The 20,147-nt window shown below is 52.3% G+C and carries 20 protein-coding genes; 16 read left to right on the forward strand and 4 right to left on the reverse strand.

All coding sequences use genetic code 11. The annotated features are described in order from the left end of the window. Nucleotides 1-138: 138 nt before the first annotated feature. From CA13_RS18810 to CA13_RS18820, 3 genes are all read left to right on the forward strand, one after another. Nucleotides 139-1,743 carry a peptidylprolyl isomerase gene (locus CA13_RS18810; RefSeq protein ID WP_419194557.1) on the forward strand — a complete coding sequence of 535 codons (1,605 nt, stop codon included), beginning with the start codon at nt 139-141 and terminating at the stop codon, nt 1,741-1,743. A 132-nt stretch (nt 1,744-1,875) separates the two neighbouring features. Then, on the forward strand, nt 1,876-2,937 hold the full coding sequence (locus CA13_RS18815) for a type II secretion system F family protein (protein WP_146399205.1): 1,062 nt from the start codon (nt 1,876-1,878) through the stop codon (nt 2,935-2,937). 105 nt (nt 2,938-3,042) lie between these two features. Further along, on the forward strand, nt 3,043-4,167 hold the full coding sequence (locus tag CA13_RS18820; protein ID WP_419194558.1) for a M28 family peptidase: 1,125 nt from the start codon (nt 3,043-3,045) through the stop codon (nt 4,165-4,167). 7 nt (nt 4,168-4,174) lie between these two features. On the opposite strand, the gene CA13_RS18825 is transcribed toward CA13_RS18820, so the two are convergent. Together CA13_RS18825 and pdxA are read right to left on the reverse strand one after the other, a co-directional pair. Further along, nucleotides 4,175-5,782, reverse strand: coding sequence for a DUF6798 domain-containing protein (locus CA13_RS18825; RefSeq protein ID WP_419194559.1), 1,608 nt, complete (start codon nt 5,780-5,782; stop codon nt 4,175-4,177). Further along, entirely contained in the window at nt 5,779-6,750 is a 972-nt protein-coding gene (gene pdxA / locus CA13_RS18830; protein ID WP_146399207.1) for a 4-hydroxythreonine-4-phosphate dehydrogenase PdxA, read from the reverse strand. The genes CA13_RS18825 and pdxA overlap by 4 nt, the downstream gene beginning before the upstream one ends. 85 nt (nt 6,751-6,835) lie before the next feature. Here pdxA and CA13_RS18835 point away from each other — a divergent pair, with 85 nt between their 5' ends. From CA13_RS18835 to CA13_RS18860, 6 genes are all read left to right on the forward strand, one after another. Beyond that, a complete protein-coding gene (locus tag CA13_RS18835; RefSeq protein ID WP_146399209.1) occupies nt 6,836-8,377 on the forward strand; it encodes a C25 family cysteine peptidase in 1,542 nt (513 codons plus the stop codon). Between the two features lie 57 nt (nt 8,378-8,434). Continuing rightward, complete coding sequence (locus tag CA13_RS18840; protein WP_146399211.1) at nt 8,435-9,472, forward strand: ferrochelatase; 1,038 nt, start codon at nt 8,435-8,437, stop codon at nt 9,470-9,472. Between the two features lie 68 nt (nt 9,473-9,540). Further along, entirely contained in the window at nt 9,541-9,795 is a 255-nt protein-coding gene (locus CA13_RS18845; protein WP_146399212.1) for a hypothetical protein, read from the forward strand. A gap of 464 nt (nt 9,796-10,259) precedes the next feature. After that, the gene (locus CA13_RS18850; RefSeq protein WP_146399214.1) at nt 10,260-10,904 is read left to right on the forward strand and encodes an ISAs1 family transposase; all 645 of its coding nucleotides are present in this window, start codon (nt 10,260-10,262) and stop codon (nt 10,902-10,904) included. A 50-nt stretch (nt 10,905-10,954) separates the two neighbouring features. Continuing rightward, on the forward strand, nt 10,955-11,233 hold the full coding sequence (locus tag CA13_RS18855; RefSeq protein ID WP_146399216.1) for a hypothetical protein: 279 nt from the start codon (nt 10,955-10,957) through the stop codon (nt 11,231-11,233). Between the two features lie 435 nt (nt 11,234-11,668). Then, nucleotides 11,669-12,670: a hypothetical protein gene (locus tag CA13_RS18860; RefSeq protein ID WP_146399218.1), complete on the forward strand. Its 1,002-nt coding sequence runs from the start codon at nt 11,669-11,671 to the stop codon at nt 12,668-12,670. A 279-nt stretch (nt 12,671-12,949) separates the two neighbouring features. On the opposite strand, the gene CA13_RS35375 is transcribed toward CA13_RS18860, so the two are convergent. After that, complete coding sequence (locus CA13_RS35375; protein WP_419194560.1) at nt 12,950-13,117, reverse strand: hypothetical protein; 168 nt, start codon at nt 13,115-13,117, stop codon at nt 12,950-12,952. A 74-nt stretch (nt 13,118-13,191) separates the two neighbouring features. Here CA13_RS35375 and CA13_RS18870 point away from each other — a divergent pair, with 74 nt between their 5' ends. From CA13_RS18870 to CA13_RS18900, 7 genes are all read left to right on the forward strand, one after another. Continuing rightward, nucleotides 13,192-13,944 (forward strand): flagellar hook-basal body protein, encoded by a 753-nt coding sequence (locus CA13_RS18870; protein ID WP_146399222.1) that lies wholly within the window; start codon nt 13,192-13,194, stop codon nt 13,942-13,944. A gap of 92 nt (nt 13,945-14,036) precedes the next feature. Next, on the forward strand, nt 14,037-14,843 hold the full coding sequence (gene flgG, locus CA13_RS18875) for a flagellar basal-body rod protein FlgG (protein WP_146399224.1): 807 nt from the start codon (nt 14,037-14,039) through the stop codon (nt 14,841-14,843). Between the two features lie 24 nt (nt 14,844-14,867). Continuing rightward, entirely contained in the window at nt 14,868-16,034 is a 1,167-nt protein-coding gene (gene flgA, locus CA13_RS18880) for a flagellar basal body P-ring formation chaperone FlgA (RefSeq protein ID WP_146399226.1), read from the forward strand. A 19-nt stretch (nt 16,035-16,053) separates the two neighbouring features. Continuing rightward, the gene (locus CA13_RS18885) at nt 16,054-16,887 is read left to right on the forward strand and encodes a flagellar basal body L-ring protein FlgH (RefSeq protein WP_146399228.1); all 834 of its coding nucleotides are present in this window, start codon (nt 16,054-16,056) and stop codon (nt 16,885-16,887) included. A 67-nt stretch (nt 16,888-16,954) separates the two neighbouring features. Next, complete coding sequence (locus CA13_RS18890; protein WP_146399230.1) at nt 16,955-18,079, forward strand: flagellar basal body P-ring protein FlgI; 1,125 nt, start codon at nt 16,955-16,957, stop codon at nt 18,077-18,079. A gap of 33 nt (nt 18,080-18,112) precedes the next feature. Further along, entirely contained in the window at nt 18,113-18,433 is a 321-nt protein-coding gene (locus CA13_RS18895; protein ID WP_146399232.1) for a rod-binding protein, read from the forward strand. Nucleotides 18,434-18,437: 4 nt separating this feature from the next. Further along, nucleotides 18,438-18,935 (forward strand): hypothetical protein, encoded by a 498-nt coding sequence (locus CA13_RS18900; RefSeq protein WP_146399234.1) that lies wholly within the window; start codon nt 18,438-18,440, stop codon nt 18,933-18,935. Nucleotides 18,936-18,957: 22 nt separating this feature from the next. Here CA13_RS18900 and CA13_RS18905 read toward each other — a convergent pair whose 3' ends face one another. After that, the gene (locus tag CA13_RS18905; RefSeq protein WP_146399236.1) at nt 18,958-19,899 is read right to left on the reverse strand and encodes an ATP-binding response regulator; all 942 of its coding nucleotides are present in this window, start codon (nt 19,897-19,899) and stop codon (nt 18,958-18,960) included. Nucleotides 19,900-20,147 lie beyond the last annotated feature (248 nt).

Raw genomic sequence — 20,147 nt, forward strand, 5'->3', positions numbered from 1 at the left:
CTATACTGAAAGTCACTACCTTATTCCGCCCCATTTTCGATTGTCGAGCGGAACAGAGACACATTGTTTTTCTTGAAGAGTTTGCCGTCAATGTTGGCATTATTTCGTAAATTTGCCGAACCACGTAGCGATAAACAGTTGCGTAACTTACGTCTTGAATCACTCGAACGTCGTGAATTGCTGGCGGCAGAACCGTTTGGCACCATTCGATTGCCTGCCGGGGTAGAAACCGGGGCAGCTATGGGCGAAGGGGGGGCGATTCCTACGTTTGCACCGATTGGAGACTTGTCGTTGATGCGCGGAAGTCCGTTGCACGTTCCCGTGGATGGATTCGACTTAGACGGCGGACCGCTGCGGGTTACCGTTAGCGTTGAGGATCCGTTGTTGGTCGAAGCAACGGTGCTTAGCGGAAATCGGTCGGTACGTTTGGAAGTGGATGACTATGGTGACATGGTTTTCCAATTGTTTGAGCAGCGAGTGCCGCGTACGACTGAGCGGATCGCGACGCTTGTAGAGAGCGGATTCTATGACGGGATCCTTTTTCACCGCGTCGATGATGGATTCGTTCTGCAAGCTGGTGATCCTACTGGTACCGGTCGCAGTGGGTCGGACCTGGGGGCTTTCGATGATGAATTTCACGCTGATTTACAGCATAGCGGTAGAGGTGTTTTGTCGTTCGCCAAGACGTCCGATGACACCAATAATTCACAGTTCTTTATTACCGAAACCGACACCCACTTTCTCGACTTTAATCATGCCGTGTTTGGTCAGCTCACCGAAGGTGAAAATGTTCGCGAATTGATCAGTTCTGTACCAGTCGACGAAGACGAGAAGCCCGAAAGCGATGTCGTTATCCGACATGCAACCTTGTTTAGCGATACCGAAAACTCCGTCGTGATGCTTCGTGCTCTCGCCGATTCGGGCGGTACCGAGGTGACGTTCACGATTACCGATATGCAGGGCAATGCGTCGAGCGAAACCGTGACGGTAGATCTAACTCCCGATTTTGCCAACGCGCAACCGTTCTTGCAACCGATCACGCAGTCATTCGAAGTTGCGTCGGGTGCCAATATCGAGGTGCCGATTCAGTCGGTTGACTTAGAAGGCGACGCGGTTGTCTATCTAGCTAGCACCGATTCAACGAATGTTTCGGGAAGCCTTGATCCAGCAACCGGCCTTTTAGAGCTAACCCCTTTCGTCGACTACACGGGAACGTTCGATATCTTTGTCGGAGTGCAAGCGGCGTCGAACGCAAATGGAAATTTCGACTCTCAGAAACTCTCGTTCACCGTGTTTAATTCCTTCCATGACCCCCTTGATCAATACAATGTCAATCGAGAATCGGGCGTGACTGCCTTGGATGCGCTCGAAATTATCAACGCGCTGAATCAATACGGAGACAGCATACCGGTCTCCGTCGAATCGCCAGAATTTTTGTTGGCGAACTACCGCTATAACGTCAATGGTGACGATCAAATTACGGCACTCGATGCACTACAAGTCATCAATCAGCTAAAGGGAAGCGACAATGATCCTCCGTCAGGCGAGCGGATCGAGTCGTACGATTTTCGTCCTTCGAAGCAATGGGATAATCCTATCGCCTTGGGAAATGCGGCCCCCATCCCACAGCAAGAGGTAGCAACGCCGACTTGGATACCGCTGTACAATGATAGTCACAGTGACCGCCACAACGACGATGCCCAAGATCTAGCCCACGACGAAGCCATCACCAGCTTGTTTTGACGGTTGCTGTTTGCTGGTCAAGAAAGATGGCATCCCTTTTTTGTCAGCGAATCGATTCTACCAGCAATGGACGAGGCGGCGCAGCGTCGTCGTTGCTCTTGTTAATCAAACGGCGAAGGCGAACCGACGACGATGAATGATTCCAACGCTAGGACCGTGGCGACCAATGGCCGAAAGCCGTCACCGGAGTACGAACTGACCCAGTGGGTGTTACAAAAACTGAGGAGCAATCTTAATCGCTTGTCGTGTCTCGCCAAGGCTCCTTCGTATGATGCGTTGGCGAGGTTCTCACACGACCTCGGTACCTGTGTCCGTTCGGGCGTCGATATCGTTCGCGGTTTGGAGTTGTGCTTAAAAGCCTTTTGTCGAACTCGGCTTGGTGATTGTTGGTCAGGGGCACCGGACGCGGTCCGCCGCGGTTCATCTTTGTCCGATGCACTGAGCGGAGGAGCCGACTACTTGCCAGCATTTTTTTTGCCGGTAATCAAGGCAGGCGAACAATCAGGACGACTCGATGAAGCGTTGGAGTTCTTAGAAAGTCACTGCCGTTTGTTGTCTGGGCCGGCTGCGGCGATACGCAATTTGTGGGTGTTTCCGGTGGCAATCATGTTGATGGGATCCGTGCTCAAGGTTCTGTTGACTGGATACCTGGGATCGATTGGCGCGGCTGCTGGAATGTTAATGCAAGAAGTGATTTCATGGCTTCAACTTATATTGATACTCATGGTCGTGATGATGACGCCCTTGCGATCCATGTTCGATCAATTTCGATTATCGCTTCCATGGATTGGGGCGTTGGAGAGAGAGATCGCTTTGCACCGATTCTTTCGTGTACTGGCGTTGTTGTATTCGGTGAGTGGGCAAAGGGTGGAGGTTATGATCCACACTGCCGCAGAAACGGTAGGTAACCATGCAGCGAAATCCGAATTGCTAAATGCTGCTGATGCGATCGAGCAAGGTCATGCAATTTCGTCCGCCTTTCAAGGTTTAACGGTTCTGACCTTGGAAGAGAAAGGAACGATTGAAGTCGGAGATTTGTCGGGCACGTTGGATGGAGCGTTTGCACGTATCTCGGATGATACCGGTGCTAGTTTGTTGGCCAAGATCGAACTGATTCAGCCTTTCTTGGTACGGATTGTCTTCTGTGTTGTCGTCTTCTCGATTGTTATTACGTTGTTTGGGCTGCTAAGTTAGGTTGAGTAGGAAAACGATCATGCATTTCCCTGTAGGCCAAACCGATGTAATCGGTAACAATGGTTTATTAATCCCATCCACAATGCAATTATTTGGCGTTTCGTCATGGTTGAAACCACCAAGTCTCGTTACCAACATCGTCCCTCTGTTTCGGTAAGTAAGCGGCCTACGCACGAAACCAAATCGGATGCGACGCCCAACGCATCGGCTCGTCCCGATCAGGCTTTGCGTCGTTGGCTTTATGGCATCATTTTGTTCTTTGGCCTACTCATCGCTATGTTTGTCATCGCGATCGCTTTGGGATGGTTCGACCGAGGGGGGGGCGCTCAAATCGAGAGTCCCGCGATTGGTTCGATTCCCAGCCGGTATGATGGCGACCGTGCCATGGGTTATCTGGTTGACCTTTGCGATATCGGACCGCGACCATCCGGTTCAACGGGGATGCAAAAACAGCAAGAAATGTTAACGCGATTTTTTCGTGATCGTGGTGCGGAGGTATCGCTACAAACCTTTCAAATTCGGCATCCCGAAGATGGTTCGGATGTCGAATTGGCAAATCTCGTTGCTTCTTGGAATGCCGATCAGTCGAAGCGATTCCTGTTTTGCGCTCACTACGACACTCGTCCTTATCCCGATCAAGACCGCCGGAATCCTCGTGGCCGGTTTGTCGGAGCCAACGATGGTGCCAGTGGCACTGCGGCTTTGATGGAACTTGCGAACCAATTTACGGAGTTGCCATCGGATATCGGCGTTGACATTGTGATGCTTGACGGCGAAGAATTCGTGTTCGACCAAGGACGCGACGACTATTTTCTTGGCTCGACATTTTTCGCAAAGAAATACGCTGCGGAGCCACCGCCGAATCCTTACCAAGCGGGGATCTTACTCGACATGATCGGCGACAAAGAACTTAAAATCTACTATGAAACCAATAGTCTAAAGTATGCCCGTGGCGTGGCCGTGAGCCTATGGAAAGTCGCCGCAAAATTAAGGGTCCGCGCGTTTGTCTCGCGCCCACGCCACACGATCCAGGATGATCACTTGCCATTAAACGAGATCGCTAAGATTCCCACTGTGGACCTGATCGACTTTGATTACCCGAGACCTGGATTTGGAGCGCCGTCGTATTGGCACACCGAGCACGACATCCCCGAAAATTGCAGCGGAGAATCCTTGGCTGCTGTTGTCTGGGTGGTTCACCAATGGTTGCTTTCGCAAAGCGATCAATGATGCTTGACTAAGGCAACGCATGCGGGAGTTCGTAGACCGCATAGGTATCGTTCACTTCCTCGCCGGTCGGATAATACCGGACCAGTGGAAAGTGTTGGCCGACGACGCGGCGATCCACGACGATCAAGTCGACTCCGTACTTCTTTCGATATTCAATCAACGCATCGTATTGGAGCGTGACCCGGATCGTCCCCAGCCTTTGTGGATAGATGTCTCGAATCCGTGTGTACCATTCCTTCAAACTCTTTGCGTCTTGTGGAACATCTTTCCAATTCGCCACCTCCGCTCGCTCGGCATACCATTTGAAGGTTTGTTGATGTCTAGGGGTTAAGAACACGGCATCGGGATCGGTAGTCGTGCGGACCCATTGGCATACCGTTAGCCAATCGCGATACACTTTTTGCTGGACCGCCACCGGTGCATCGGCGTCCCAACCAAGCAACCGGTTACTGGCCGACGGTGGAACAGGCAATCGAATCGAGTTCCAACTGCTGTAGCCAAACAGTACTGTGGCGACCAACAAGACAAATGATGCGAACTTCCACTCTTTTTTCTTCGCATCAAGTTCGCAAATCGCTCGAATCACTAACAGCGAAAACCAAAGCGGCACGACGGCATCGCTGAGTCGAAACCAATAGTAGCGAAGCAATTTCGCGGCCAAATCGCGATCGATCATCGGCAAAAATCCGAGCAACAGTCCGACGACCGCAATCGCAATGGCGCCATAGGCAAAACCGCCGAGCCGGTTCCATCGCATGTCGTCCCGTTGGTTTCGAGCCAATTGGGTGAACGCGACTGCCGCAACGACGAGCAAGCCGTGCCGCAGGTACCAAATCAGATTCAATCCGGTTGGCAATAAATGATGGCTCAGTCGATAGTAGGTGTAGATCTTTGCTGACATCGCCGAATCCGCTGGACTAACGCCGAGCGTCAACCAGACCGCCGGGACGATTCCCAACAAGGCGATCGCACCTCCGGCGAAAAGGTATCGCGTGAAAAACGCTTGTCGGTTCGGTTGATTACGCTCGGTCAACCACCACGCAAAGCTTGCTGCAATGACCGACCAACCACCCGAGAGGACATGCAACGCAGAGGCGATGCCTAGCAAAACCCAAACGCGGTTCCATCGCCGATCGACTATATCGGCAATAGCGAGCAACACGAACCCATACGCAGGGACTTTGGCTTCGACGCCACCGATGACCCATTCACCAGCCAAGTTGGCATACTCGACCGCGGCAATCCAAACCACCGCAACACCAATCGGTGCCCACGGTACTTTGATTAAGCGACGAGTTAACCGATCAAGCCCCATCGCGATGAGGATCCATCCGACAATGCGGCCGATCCATGTGGTTGTTTCTAGCGATAGAAAAAGGGTCGGCCAGCCAAAGAGAACATAGAACGTGGTGTGGGCTTTTCCCGATGCAGCAAAAGCATCATTAGCACACCAATCAGGTTGCCAAAAGTTTTTCGCTTTGACCAAGTAGTGCGCTTCGTTGACCATCGGCGGTGCGTCGCCGGCATAGATAAAGAACAAAGCAACCAGCAATATCACGTTGACAAAGGCTTGGTAGTGGTTTGTTCTTGATTCCGTAGGTTCCAAATCCATCATGGCTTTTCCGTTAGATCAATCACCATCCGGATGGCGGCCATCATGCTGCGTCGGCTCGCGACTCCCTGCCAAGCCAAATCCAACGCCGTTCCATGATCGACACTGGTTCGCACAATTGGAAGACCAAGCGTCACATTGACGGCATCGTCAAATGACAATGCTTTTAGCGGGATCAATCCCTGGTCGTGATACATGCAAATATAGACATCGGTCTGCTCTCGCATCCGCGGAGTAAACGCAGTATCGGGCGGCAGCGGACCGATGATATCGATTCCTTCGCTTCGTGCTTGTGCGATCGCAGGTTCAATCAAGTTCGCTTCCTCGCCGTGACTGAACAATCCGTTTTCACCAGCGTGTGGATTGAGTCCACACACGGCGACTCGTGCTGGACGGCGAAGTCGGCGGGCCAAGGCATCGGCTCCGTTTCGAATGGCTCGGAGGATCAAATCCACCGACAAAAGCGAAGGGACATCGGCTAGAGGAACGTGAATGGTCGCTAAGACGCAAGAGATCGTTTCGCTGGTGAGCATCATCGAAAATTGGTCCACAGCGGTTCGCGAGGCCAAAAGTTCAGTATGTCCGGGGAACGTGATTCCGGCTTCGTGCCAGGCTTCTTTTTGGATCGGACCAGTGACGATGGCTGATGATTCGCCTGCCATCGTCGAATCGATTGCTCGGCTGACGGCATCGAACGAAGCTTGCCCGGTCGCGGCAGAAAATTGTCCTGCGATGACGGATTCAGGTTGCTCGATCGGCACATCAACAATTTGCGGCATTTCGGCAGTGGCGTAGCCGAGCTGAACCGAAATTCGTCTGAGAACCTCCGCCGGTCCATACAAAACTGGAAAACAGACGCCTTTTACCGCCTGATCGGCTGCACAGGCGATGGACAATTCAGGCCCAATTCCAGCAACATCGCCGACCGAAATCGCGATTCGAGGAAGCCTTCTGGGGGGAGAGTCCGACATTGCTCTAGCGTCAAAAACGTGTTTTGGTTGTGATACGGTTACAATACACCACACGTAACTTAGCGGATCACTCCTTGGTTTATAAATGACTGGTCATTTCCGAAAGATCGTTTTTCTCGGTTTCTGGGCAACCGGCCTGCTGCATTCGGCATTTGGCGCCGATATCGTTGCGGTTTGTCCCGACGCCTTTCGTGCTTCGATCACCCCTTGGATCGAGCATCGGGAACAAGACGGACTGAGTGTGTCGGTTGTGCGCAGCTTCGGATCAGCCGAAACCGTGCAACAAACAATTCGTGACGCTGCGACTGCGGAAACACGCTATGTCGTTTTGGTCGGAACAACGCCCGCCATTGGTACCCCTTGTGATCCGTCATGTGAGGTTCCAACTGTTTACTGTCGAACGACGGTGACCGCTCAATTTGGATCACCGCCAACGATGTCCACCGACATGCCGTTTGGCGATTTTGATGGGGATGGCACCCCGAATGCTGCAGTAGGGCGTATGCCCGTAAAAACGACGACGGAGCTTGATCAGTTGATCGACCGCGTCGTCCATTATGAACGTCAACCTGATTTTGGTTTGTGGCGTGGCAATGTCCAATTGGTTGGTGGGCTTGGTGGATTTGGCGGCATGATCGATACCGCGATCGAATCGGTCACGCGGACGGTTGTGACAGGGGTCTTGCCCCCAGAGACGCGGACCTTTGTGGCATATGCGAGCCCCAACCATCGATTTTGTCCAAAGCACTTGCCGTTTACCGAAGCGGTACTTGAGGATTACCGGCGCGGATCGCGTTTTTGGGTTTACGCCGGTCACGGCTATATCACCGAACTCGACCGAGTCCCTGCAACGCTATTAGGCCGACCGGTGTTGGATTGCGAAAGTGTATGCAAGTTGCAGCGTCCAGCATCGAGTTCCCCGATCGCACTGTTGTTAGCTTGTTACACCGGCGCGACCGATGCACCCGAGGATTGTTTGGCCGAGCGGATGCTATTAACCGATGGCGGGCCGATCGCCGTGTTCGCAGGAAGCCGCGTGACCATGCCGTATGGAAACGCGAACGTCGCGATTGGGTTGATCGATGGCGTTTATGCCAAAAAAATGAACCGACTTGGCGATGCTTGGTTGCGTACTCAAGTTCAGATGCAAAGCGATGTGATCCAAGACCAATCGACCGCCCGGATGATGATCGATGGATTAGCGACTCTGATGAGTCCGGCGGGAAGTAAATTGGTGGACGAACGACGCGAGCATGTTCGGCTTTACAACCTTTTAGGTGACCCTGCGCTACACTTGCATCCGCCACAATCACTTTCGCTTGAAGTTGCTACCGGGTTCAATCCAGGAGAGACGATCTCGATCGACGCGACATCACCAATCGACGGGGAGTTAACCGTGACGCTGCATCGGCCGCTTGGTAGTGATTCAGATGACCAAGAGGACCCGAATGCCACGGCGGTTGCTTCGATCACACAATTGGTTTCCGCCGATCGACTCAACCGTAGTGAGGTTCAAGTTCCCGATACGTTTCGCGGACCGCTGACGGTTCGAGCGTTTGTTTCCGGAAAAACGGCATGGGCGACTGCCGCAGCGAAGACGCGAATTCGGAATGCTTCGCTGAAGTAACTTGATTCGCTACAATAATGCACCACTGAATTCTTCCCTCAAACGATGTGTGTGCAAATGACGGATACTCGGCCGCCTTACGATTCTTTTATGCTCGTTTCCTTTGGTGGTCCCGAAGGCCCCGATGACGTGATGCCGTTTCTAGAGAACGTGTTGCGTGGTAAACCAGTCCCGCGCCAGCGGATGTTGGAAGTGGCGGAGCATTACCAACAATTTGGTGGCGTTAGCCCGATCAACGAACAAAATCGGCAATTGCTGGTCGCGATCAAAGATGAATTCAAAGCAAACGATATCGAGTTGCCAGTCTATTGGGGGAACCGCAATTGGGATCCTTACTTTGCGGATACGTTGAGGCAAATGCAAGCCGACGGACGCAAACGGACGTTAGCGTTTTTCACCAGTATGTTCAGCAGTAACAGCGGGTGCCGCCAATACCGCGAAAATCTAGCCGAGGCATGCGCTGAAGTTGGCGGGAATGCACCGTCGGTCGAGAAAGTCCGGATGGGATTCAATCATCCGCTGTTTGTCGAAACGATTTCGGATAGCGTCAAAGCGGCTGCCGAGTCGATCGGAGCGGATGTGAAAAAGACGCCGGTGATGTTTACGGCGCACAGTATTCCGATGTTGATGGCCGAGAATTCGGATTACGTGAAGCAGTTAATGGAAACGTGTCGTTTAGTCGCCGAGATGTGTGGCGCTGAGAATTGGTCACTGGTGTACCAAAGTCGTTCGGGGCCACCCCAACAACCTTGGCTTGAACCGGACGTTTGTGATTCGATTGAGTCGATGGACAAAGCGTCAAAACTGGATTCGTTGATTATCGTTCCGATCGGCTTTATTAGCGATCACATGGAAGTCCTATTCGATTTGGACCACGAAGCGAGTGACGTTTGTAAAGCCAGAAACATCAAAATGGCTCGCGCGGCAACCGCTGGCACAGCACCCAAGTTTGTAACCATGATTCGACAATTGGTCGAAGAACGATTGAACCCGTCCGCCGAGAAACCTGCGCTGGGCAACTTGGGACCATGGCACGATGTCTGTCCGGTCGATTGTTGTTTGTACAACCCACCGCAAAGGCCGCGACCAACTTAAATCAGGTCCATTTCGAAATCCGCCCGATCAGTCAACTGGATATTGTCACGCTTTTGCAGTGAACCTTGATGCCGAGCGAATCGGGGTGTATGCGGACCTTTCGCTGGCAAGCTTTACAAGCGATTCGCAGCGTATGGGGCTGCGCAACCAAATCATCGAGCTTTTTCTTCATCCATGCGGTCAACGCGTGGCTCAAGGTCGTGCAAGCCCCGTTCGCCGCCATCAATCAAGACCAACAAGTTGACGGCAACGATTTCGACGCCGCCATCGCCGCACTGCAAGCCGACGCTGCGACGATGGGGAGAAGCAACAGAAAATTGTGATCCACTGGCTGTTGGGGAACCATGACCGGAACCGGCAGTGGCTCAGGAAGTGGCTCAGGAAGTGGCTGTGGGACCGGCAAAGTCACCGGTGCAACCAAGTCTTACATCAACGACTATTGGTTCGATCCAAGGGCGCAATATCAGGGCAATCGCACGTTGAATTCGTTTCTGTCTAAGGATTGCACTGAATGGCCATTTGTCAAGTCGCTTGGACGTTGAGCGGCTAATTCATGCACGGAGGTTTTAACCGATGACCGGCCCCGCAGTACTTATTTCAAAGAACTCTGTAAATGTTACAGACCCTCGTGTCGAGCGTGGGCACAACCATGACTTGCTCGAAATGGTTTTCATTGCCCTGACCGCTTCACAATGACGGCCTTTGCAACGGAGACTCGACTGGTATTAGATCAAATGTTGGTCGATGACAAGAGCAATGAAATCCCGGCTGTTCCTGAACTTCTCAAATGGATGAATCTTTCCGGAGTCGTCGTGACACCGATGCGATGCACCGTCAAAAGGCAACTTTCAAGAGCATCATTGCAGCAAACGCCGATTCTGTTTTGACGGTCAAAGGCAATCAAGGAAAGCTCGCTAAAGGCATGCTTGAACTGTATGTCGAATATGGAGAAGCGAACTATTTGATCGAAGGACTTCGCCATCATGCAACGGTAGAGAAATCACACAGCCGAAAAGAACGTCGCGACGATTACACGATCGCAGTTCCCGATGAACCGCTGTTCTCCGAATGGGAAGGCATCAAGTCAATTGGAATGGTTTATCGAAATCGCGGCGGCGTGGCTGAGCATGATGAGACCACTTTCTTCCTCAGCAGTTTGCCGCCGAAGGTAAAGCAGCGGAGCCGGCGGATTCGCGACCATTGGAGAATTGAAAACAGCGAACACTCTGTTCTTGATGTAACATCTTTAGAAGACGCGAGCCGAATTCGCATTGGCAACTCACCCGATATCTCAGCTGCTTTTCGCCGCATGGCTCTAAATATTTTGCACAAGGACACTACGGTGAAAGACAATGTTCGAGGCAAACGACTACGAGCAGGATGGGATGACACGGTGCTCGATCAAATTTACTCTAGGTTTGATGGCCTTTGAACATGCGATTGCCTGGGGGGCCACATAGCAATTCCAAATGGAACTTTATTATGTCGAAACTAAGAACAAAACTATTGCTGGCCTGTCTGCTCAGCTTCTTTGCGTGGTTCGTCGTCAGACGCGTGCAGAAAGCGGCGAAGCTAGCTCGTGACACAGCGGAAGTCGTCGAATTCGCCAAGGACCTTAATCAGTTAATTAATCACCCACCGCGGAATTATCGCGAATTCGAACATTGGGTGCCGGAAGATTTTTTTCAATCTCCAACCGCGCTCCAGGCATGCAATGCGATTTCTAGTCGCGATAACGAATCGATCCCAATTCAGGGATGATTGAAGAGTACGAGAAACTACTGACTTGGCTTGAGGAAGACGACAAGAGGAGAAAAGAGAGCATGGAAGAACGAGGGTTGAATACAGAACGGGACGAATGAGGGAGATTCGACTATATGCGTTCGGCGTCGCGGGTTACAACCGAGGTTGGATGATGCCGATAAATAAACGAGACGAACGTGCAGGACCGATTTGCTGTGCTCTGAATCGGCACGGTTTTGCCTCGGCTGAATCACTTGTGAGAATGGGTGATGCTCGCAGCCTAACTCAGTCCTACGTTATAGAAGAAATGCCTTTTCGAGTATCGCCGGGTGTGTTTCCCTTCGAACCAGCAAATGGACAACCTTGTCCACAAACACCGGTTTGCGACTCCACCGACAAACTTGCGAGCGTTTGGATGAAAGCGGGTGTTTGAGTCAGGGAATTGATAAATAGGTGATTCATCCAAACGGAAATAGCTACTCATGCCCCTTGATTCACCACCTTGCTTGTTCCGGTGGGACGTTGATTTCTCGCTGCTTGGCTTCCATGGGGGGTGTTTGCTTTCTGATCGAAATCCATCCGCTGGGGCATTCGAGTTTTCATCCCCTTCGTCAAGCCGCTCCGTGGTATGGGTTTGTCGAGGAAGCAGAGATTTGCGAGTTACAGGACGGCGATTGCAAAGGGCTTCGTAAGGCGATTGAGTTGATCGAAGCCCGGGCCACGCAGCGCGACCTGCGGCTGGTGATCCGCGACTGGGCAAACTTGGATTGGATTGGTTTTCCATTTGTGGAAAAACCTCCGCTGCGGTCTTCTTGGGATGATCTTTGTGTCACGTCGAATGACAGCGGCAAAAGAGATTGGAACGTTCCTCGTGTAGCAACCGTTTGTCATCCGTTGGGTCAATACCTTCGCTGCAAGGACCTGGATGCGTTGAAACCTTCATGGAACGACGAGGTGTTTTGGCGAGGAACTCGCTTGTTTGCCGAAGCGATCCAGCAGATGTGTTGGTTTCGCTTTGAGGACTTCTTGGCTGCGCCGAAGACGATACTTCGCGAGCTGTGTGCTGCGTTGGTGATTCCTTACGACCCGGCGTGGCAACAACAATGGAACAGCTACACGAACATTACCGGTGAAGAAGTTTGCGTCAAACGTGGTGGGATTGAACCGAGCGAACGACGACCAGTCACTCAAGAGACTTGGAATCGCTTACGTGACAACGATGATTTTTACGTGACGCTGGAACTTTTGGGCTATCCGTTGCCGGAACCAATGCGGCGTTGGCAAACGCAATCGATTCTCCTGGTGGGTAGAATCGACAAGTTCTCGGACGTCGCACAGCAAGGATTGGGATGGCGAAGCGGAGCATTGGCGGCTGGTGGTCCAGCAAGATCTGGGCGATACGGCAGCACAACTCCGACTGGCCGAAGCGTTGCGATGGATCGGACAGGCCGATGAAGCCGCCGATGTGCTGCTGAACCTTTGCCGCTCTGCGGATCGTTTGTCGGTGGAATCCGAAACGCAATTTTGTTGCTTCCCTACACCACTTTGCAACAGGCGAACCGCAGATTTGAAGCGTTGCCGCTACGACGTCGGTTGGCGGAAATCGCGCCGGATCACCGCCAATATTTGTTCGAGGCGACATCCTTGGCGGCGGGACTCGGCGAAATCGACGAGTCACTGTCCTATTGCCGGCGGCTACTGGGGGGGGGCATATCGCGGTTTGTAGTCTAGCGATTAGGCGGCGGTGTTGTATTGCCGTGTGCCGTCGGTTGGGGCGGTGAACTGGGCGAGGAACTTGTTCAGGCGATCATCGTCGCTGATCAGGTCGCCCCGAAGTGCCAGCATTCCCGCTCCGCCGGGGGCCGACCAGATAGTCGCGATCCAATTGACCTTGCTTTTCACTTTGGCGAAGTGTTACCGACAGTACTGGGGGCTTTAGGAAACAGGTTCTCCCGCTTCGATTCTTTTGGTGACTTATGCCTTACGGTGTTTACTTATCGGCGTCCGGCGCGCACGCTCAAAGCCACCGACTCCAGGTTCTCAGTAACAATCTTGCTAACACGCAAACGCCTGGTTTCAAGCCACAGCAAACCATTTTGCAGGCTCGATTTGCGGAATTGATTGAAGAAGGCGAAGTTCAACCGGGACTCGGTGGTGCAGACGATATCGGTGGCGGCGTGACGATACAGCATGCCCAAACCCAATTCGACCAAGGGCCGCTGAAACGGACTGGGAACCAAACCGATTTTGCTATCAACGACGCAGAATCCTTCTTCGTGGTCCAACGCGGCGACGAACAATTTCTGACGCGAGCTGGCGAGTTTATCTTTGATTCGCGTGGCCGAATGATCACGCCTACGGGCGATCAAGTCCTCGGCAGCGACGGCCAAACGATTCAGATTGAATCGGGGATTCCTTACCAAGTCGCGCCCGAAGGACGTATTCATCAAGGGGGCAATCGCCATGAGATTATGCTTGCAAAACCAAAAAACATGGGGGATCTCGCGCATGTTGGCGGCAATTTATTCAAACCGCTCGCGGACTTTGATCTTGTCCCGGGGGACCAACGAAAGGTAGTAGCAGGGGAGTTAGAGCAATCGTCGGTCAGTCCCACGATGGCGATGATGGAATTGATCGAGACTTCGCGGGCCTACGAAGCGAACGTGCGAATGATCCAAAATCAAGACAGTGTGATGGGCTCGTTGATTAGTCGAGTCTTACAGTCGTAACGACAAAAACAGAGAGTTACAAGGCGGTTTCCGTCGTGAATCGCGGTGGAGGACCACCGTGCTACATTTCCTGATAGGAAAGGGAGTTCCAGATGAGCGTTCAATCGCTATATACCGCATCCACCGGCATGCAGGCGATGGAGACCAAGTTGGATGTGATCGCCAATAATTTGGCGAACATCAACACGACGGGTTTCAAGAAAGACCGCGCCAATTTTGAAGACTTGCTTTACCGAACCGAAGTTTACCCGGGCGTGAAAGATGCAACGCAAAATCCAACGGCGGTGGGAACCCAGATCGGTTTGGGCGTACGCGTGACCAGTACGCAAACCGATCAACGTCAAGGCACGCTACAACAAACCGGCCGTGAGCTCGACGTGGCGATTCGCGGATCTGGCTATTTGCAGACAGTCGACCCTTCGACACAGGACACGATGTACACGCGAGCGGGCAACCTCGATATCAATGCAAACGGCCAATTGGTGATCGGTTCCGCGCAAACCGGGCGTTTGTTAGATCCGCCGATCACGATCCCGCAAGATTCGACAGCGATGGTCATCAACGGCAATGGCGAAGTGATGGTTCGCCAACCCGGGAATACAGAATTATCGACTGTGGGTCAGATACAACTGGCCCAGTTTATCAACCCGGATGGCTTGCTTAAGGTCGGTGAAAATATGTATCTGCAAACCGATGCATCTGGGCAAGCTCAAGTTGGCAACCCGAGCGAACAAGGATTGGGAGGTTTGGTGCAGGGCAATTTGGAAGCATCCAATGTCGAACCCGTCCAAGAATTGATCGACTTGATCACGACTCAGCGGGCGTTTGAACTCAATAGTCAAGCGATCCAAGCGGGTGACCAAGTGATGCAGAACATTTCGAACCTACGTAGATTCTAACCTAATAAAAATGGGACAACTCGATTGAATTTTGCATCGGTCTTTCATGCACGACAAATGATGTTCCTCGTCGGCCTATTCGTGGCCGTCGTGGATGCGTCGATGGTATGTGCTCAATCCGGTGCAATCATTCCGGTTCGTAGTCCTTCGGCCGCGAACATGACGCGCACGACGGCGGTCTCTGCCACGATCGATGAGCAAACGTCATGGATGTTTCGCATGAAGCAAGACGTGGCGATTGATACACCGATTGTCCGACTTAGCGATGTCATTGTACCACTCGACCCAAATATGCCCGGATGGGCTCGGTTGGCCCGCACCGCAGTAGGTTTGGTGCCGGTCGATGGAACTGCGATGAAAGTCGACCGTGAACGATTGGCTAGGGTCATCGTGCAAGCCGAAGCCACACCGCGCGACATCCGCTGGGTCGGAGCCGCTTGTTCGACGGTTCGCTATGCGGCGACATCAAAGCCAAAAGCGTCATCGATCGAGCAAACAGCGTACTACTCGCCCACCGGGCAACGACGAAGCCCAATCGACCGAGAGTTCGCTGAGCGAATCGTTCGTTGGATCGAGTATGCAATTCAACGGGACGACCGCGATTTGTGGGAGCGTTACGAAATTTTGATCGATCCAAACCAAAACGCCATGCACGCCTTGGAACATGCCCGCGGTGTCGATCAAGCGATTTTTGTGAACGGCGTGAAAGATGGAGAGTGTCCACTGCGAGTTGTTTCGCGTGGTTTGGAAGGGCCGATCGAAACGGTACTGGTCGCCCAATTGACTGCCAATCCCATTGCAGTCGTTCCTGTGAAAATGTTGCGGATGGGTATACGGATTCGTTCTGCTGATTTGACGGAGCGACCGATTTCGCCGGCCGATTGGGACGACTCGTTCTTTAGCGATGCCTCGGAATTGATTGGCACCGAAACAAAAGCTCATTTGCGTGCCGACGCGCCAATTCATCGCGGGAGCGTTGGAAAACCGACATTGATTCGACGGGGAGACTTGCTTGAAGTTCGCGTGATCAATGGAGCAATCAGCGTTACAACGAACGCAAAAGCGCAGGGCGACGGAGCGGAATCCGACTTAATCGAAATTGAAACGCTCGAGCCTCGCAAACGTCTTGTCGCAAGAGTGGTTCGCAGCGGTTTGGTCGAAATTGTCACACGTGCTCCACGAACCAACTAAGAACAAAGGGAGCAGTCGCATGCACAACAGGGTATTCGCTATCGGATTTTGTCTGGTATCGGCATGGGGAATTTTGTCGTCACCCGCTGCTGACGCCCAAAACAGTTCACTGCTGCGTCAACCGTTGCCTCAGGATGTGGCGCCCGGTCGGACGGCGACGCTGCAACCGCTGCAATCGCCCGGCGATGGCTACACGCCTTCACAGCCGATGGGCCAAAGTAACACGGGACAAGGTGATTGGGGCCAGGGCCAATCGGCTCAGGGATATTCGGGGCGACGTCTCTCGGGCAATGCGCCTGCGGTTCTTAGTGGCGTGAGTTGGACGTATCAACCACCGCCGTCATTGCGGCGATTCAAAATCAACGACATTATCGCGATTCGGGTCGACGAAATCACTCGAATGATGGCCGAAGGGAGTGCCGATAGTCGTAAAAAGACGTTGTACGAAGCGGTTCTGAGCGATTGGATTCGAATCACGGATTTGCGACTCCGGCCGGACCCTCAAGCCAATGGTGACCCGACGGTAGCAGGCGAATCGAACAACCAGTTTCGTAGCGAGGCGTCGGTCGAATCACGTGAGTCGATGTCGTTCAATATTGCGGCGACAATCGTCGACATTCGTCCAAATGGAAACCTTGTGCTCGAAGCACGCAAGACGATTCGAGTGAATGACAATTTGTGGGAGACTTCGCTATCGGGAGTTTGCCGAGCCGAGGACATCGCGCCGGACAATACCGTTCTGAGTCGCGACGTGATTGATCTTGAAATTCGCAAGGAAGATCAAGGACATTTGAGAGACGGATACAAACGTGGCTGGTTCAGCCGCTGGTTCGATCGCGTACAGCCATTTTAATCGACTATTCAAAAGGTACTTTCTCCTTCTGGGGGTAAGCCAAGGTTTGAAATCAATGATCTCGCCAATGAAGTTTCACCGTTTCGATTGCCAACATCCCGTCGTGGTTGTTGTGATGGTCGTCGCATCATTGGTGGCGAGTGCACCTGCGGACGCCGCCAGTTTGAAACTAGGTGACATGTGTCGTTTGAAGGGTCAGGAGATCAATACGCTACAAGGCCTTGGGTTGGTCGTAGGTCTTCGAGGTACTGGCGACAACGATGCCGCGCCAACGGCCCGGGCACTGTCTCGAATGATGCAGCTGATGGGCGGACCGATGGCGGTCGACTCGCTAGGACAACTCGATATTGAAGACGTGGCTGAAGCAAAAAATGTTGCGATGGTCTTCGTTACTGCAAAGATCCCGGCGGTTGGCGCACAAAACGGCGACTTAATGGACGTAACGGTCAATGCAATCAATGCCAAGAGTCTTGAAGGTGGTTATCTAATGATGACGCCGCTGCTAGGCCCGCGAGCAGACAATCCAACCGTCTATGCCATTGCCCAAGGTTCGATTCGTTTGTCGGTGGATGGCGCCGCAACGAGTGCAACGATTCAAGGCGGCGCAAAAATGGAAGCAACCGTTCCGGCTGCGTTTCATGACGACGGGATTATCACGTTGGTGCTCGATGGGGATTTTGCCAGTTTTGATAACACCCAACGTATCGAAGACGAAATTAATAGCTTGTCCGCGTTAACGCTGGGAGATTCAGGTCGTTTTTCAGGTGGTGGATTTTCGGGTTCTGACCGTCCACGCGCCCAAGCGATCGACCAGTTGCATGTCCAAGTGGAAATTCCTTCTCTTTACCGTGATAGTCCAATTAAATTCATTTCGTTGCTGTTGAATCTGCCCATCCAGTTGGCAAGCCATTCATCGAGAGTGGTGATCAATGAGCGAGAAGGGATTGTGGTGATCGGCAAAGATGTTGAAATCGCTCCTGTGTTGGTTACGCATCGAAGTCTGCGCATCGAAGCAGGGGGCGTTGCAGGGCTTGTCGGTGTCAATGACAAGGCGAACGAGAATGATACCGCAAAATTGAAGAACTTGGCAGATGCGCTTAATGCACTCGACGTCCCAACCTCCGACTTGATTGCGATCATCAAAACGCTTAAACGCAAAGGCGACTTGTATGGCGAAGTCGTCTTTCAATAGTTTCGTAAATTCCAAACGTGATGCATTCGTTATATGAACATTCAACCGTCAGCGTCTTTCGATGCGATCGAGTCACAACTGGACCGAACCAAAACGCCCAAGTTGCCTGGCGGCGAAACCGAAAACGAGACCAAAGAAGCGTTCACGAAATTTGTCGGAGAGACGATGTTTGGCAGCATGCTATCGTCGATGCGAAAAACCGTAGGCAAGCCCGCATACTTTCATGGCGGACGAACCGAAGAAGTGTTTCAGAAACAGCTCGATCAATTGATCGTGGAAGACCTGACCGAATCGTCAGCTAGCACGATTGCGGATCCAATGTTTGACCTTTTCCAAATGAACCGAAGACCTTGACGAAATGACAAACGCAACGTGGTCACAACGCGTGACGAAGTATGTCGACGAATTGGAACAAGTCGCTGAGACGATCGAAATGATCTTATCCCAAACTCGAATCGTCACCACTGAACTCGACGCTCCAGGCGTGAATCACAATCAAATCGAGTTGGTGACAGCGGTCGGCCAGTTGGAATCAATGGTCGCCAGCCGCGAAACGCTACTGGCCGCTGACGATGCTCCGTCGAAAGGGACAACGTTGGTCGAAAAATTGGCTAGCTCACGTAGTCAAGCCGATACCGTTTTGATGAATCGATGCCAGGAAGTGTCAGCGATTGTCTCGACGGCTCACCAACACGCTCTTTCACTGTTCGTGTGCCAATACCATTTAGCCAATTTCTCGGGCGACATCGTACGGATGTTGTCGGGAACTGACGCGCCACCTACCTACCGATCATCTGCTGCGGGCAATGAAAGTCGACAACACGGTGGCGGTCGTCTATTCAACGATGCAGCTTAACATTTTCGCATGCGGTTATCGGTCAGGCATGCGTCTTTTCTTCTTCGTCCGTTGACGGGACAGCGCGAAGGTCTTTCAACATCATGCGAATTTCATTGCCGCTCTCATTGAAGATAACTTCGTTCATGAAAGTCCGGATCAGCATAAGCCCGCGACCGCAATGACCATCTAGAATGTCATCGATCGATTTAGGACGAATGGTCTCGACGGGGAAGCCGGCCCCTTCATCCACGACAACAAATTGGGCCCGATCTCTCGTTAGGTCCGCCGCCACATGGATTTTTCGTTCCTTGTATGGCGATTGTTGTCGACGTTCCTCCACCAACGCCGAGGGTTTGCCTTCGTGAAGACAATGCCGGACTTCGGCTAATTGACTCGTCGGCAGCTCAAGATTTCCATGGAACATCGCATTGATCAATGCTTCTTCAAGAGCGATGCCAACGTGCATTCTTTGCGTGGGGGAGCAAAGATGCATGCTGTTCAATCCAAGTTGAACGCGGTCCACCAGCGGAGCGATCAATGTCGGATCGTTTTCCATCGTGAATCGATAACGAGTGTTGGTTGTGATCTCGATAATTCGCTCATCAACATGATCCATGTCACTAAGGGCTAAAACTTGTTCGACGGTGTCGAGAAGTTTTTCGTTTAGCTGAGCCTTTGGGACGTAGCTGGCTGCACCCTTGCGCAACGCTTTGAACGCCATCTTCACATCGTCGTGACTCGTCACAACCACAACGGGTACTTCGGGATAGGAATCCGATATTCGTGATACCAATTCCATTCCATCCATTTCGGGCATTAGCAGATCCGTTACGACGGCATCGGGCGTCGCGTCTGCAATCATCCGCAACGCCTCCGCACCATTATTCGCGTGCGAAACCAACCAATCCACATCCGCAGCAAGCAGCCCCGTCATTACTTCGCGATCAACTTCCGAATCATCAACTAGTAGTATGATGGGCATACTAGGCTTTCAAGTAGGAGGGAGTTCAAGCCACCGAGGAACGTCCATACTATCACGGCGGAAGATCCGATGCCAGCTTTTGCGACGTAATACACCTATTTGTATTGCCATACAGATTCGCATGCATTTGACTTGGAAGGTTCCTGTGCTTTGCCCTCGAATCGGATATCGATCTACATGCGTTTCAGAGACATAATGCAGATCTGTGGCAAATTGACTCATCCAGCGTAGGGCGATCGCACGACGGT

The organism is Novipirellula herctigrandis, from assembly GCA_007859835.1.
Classification (GTDB): domain Bacteria; phylum Planctomycetota; class Planctomycetia; order Pirellulales; family Pirellulaceae; genus Novipirellula_A; species Novipirellula_A herctigrandis.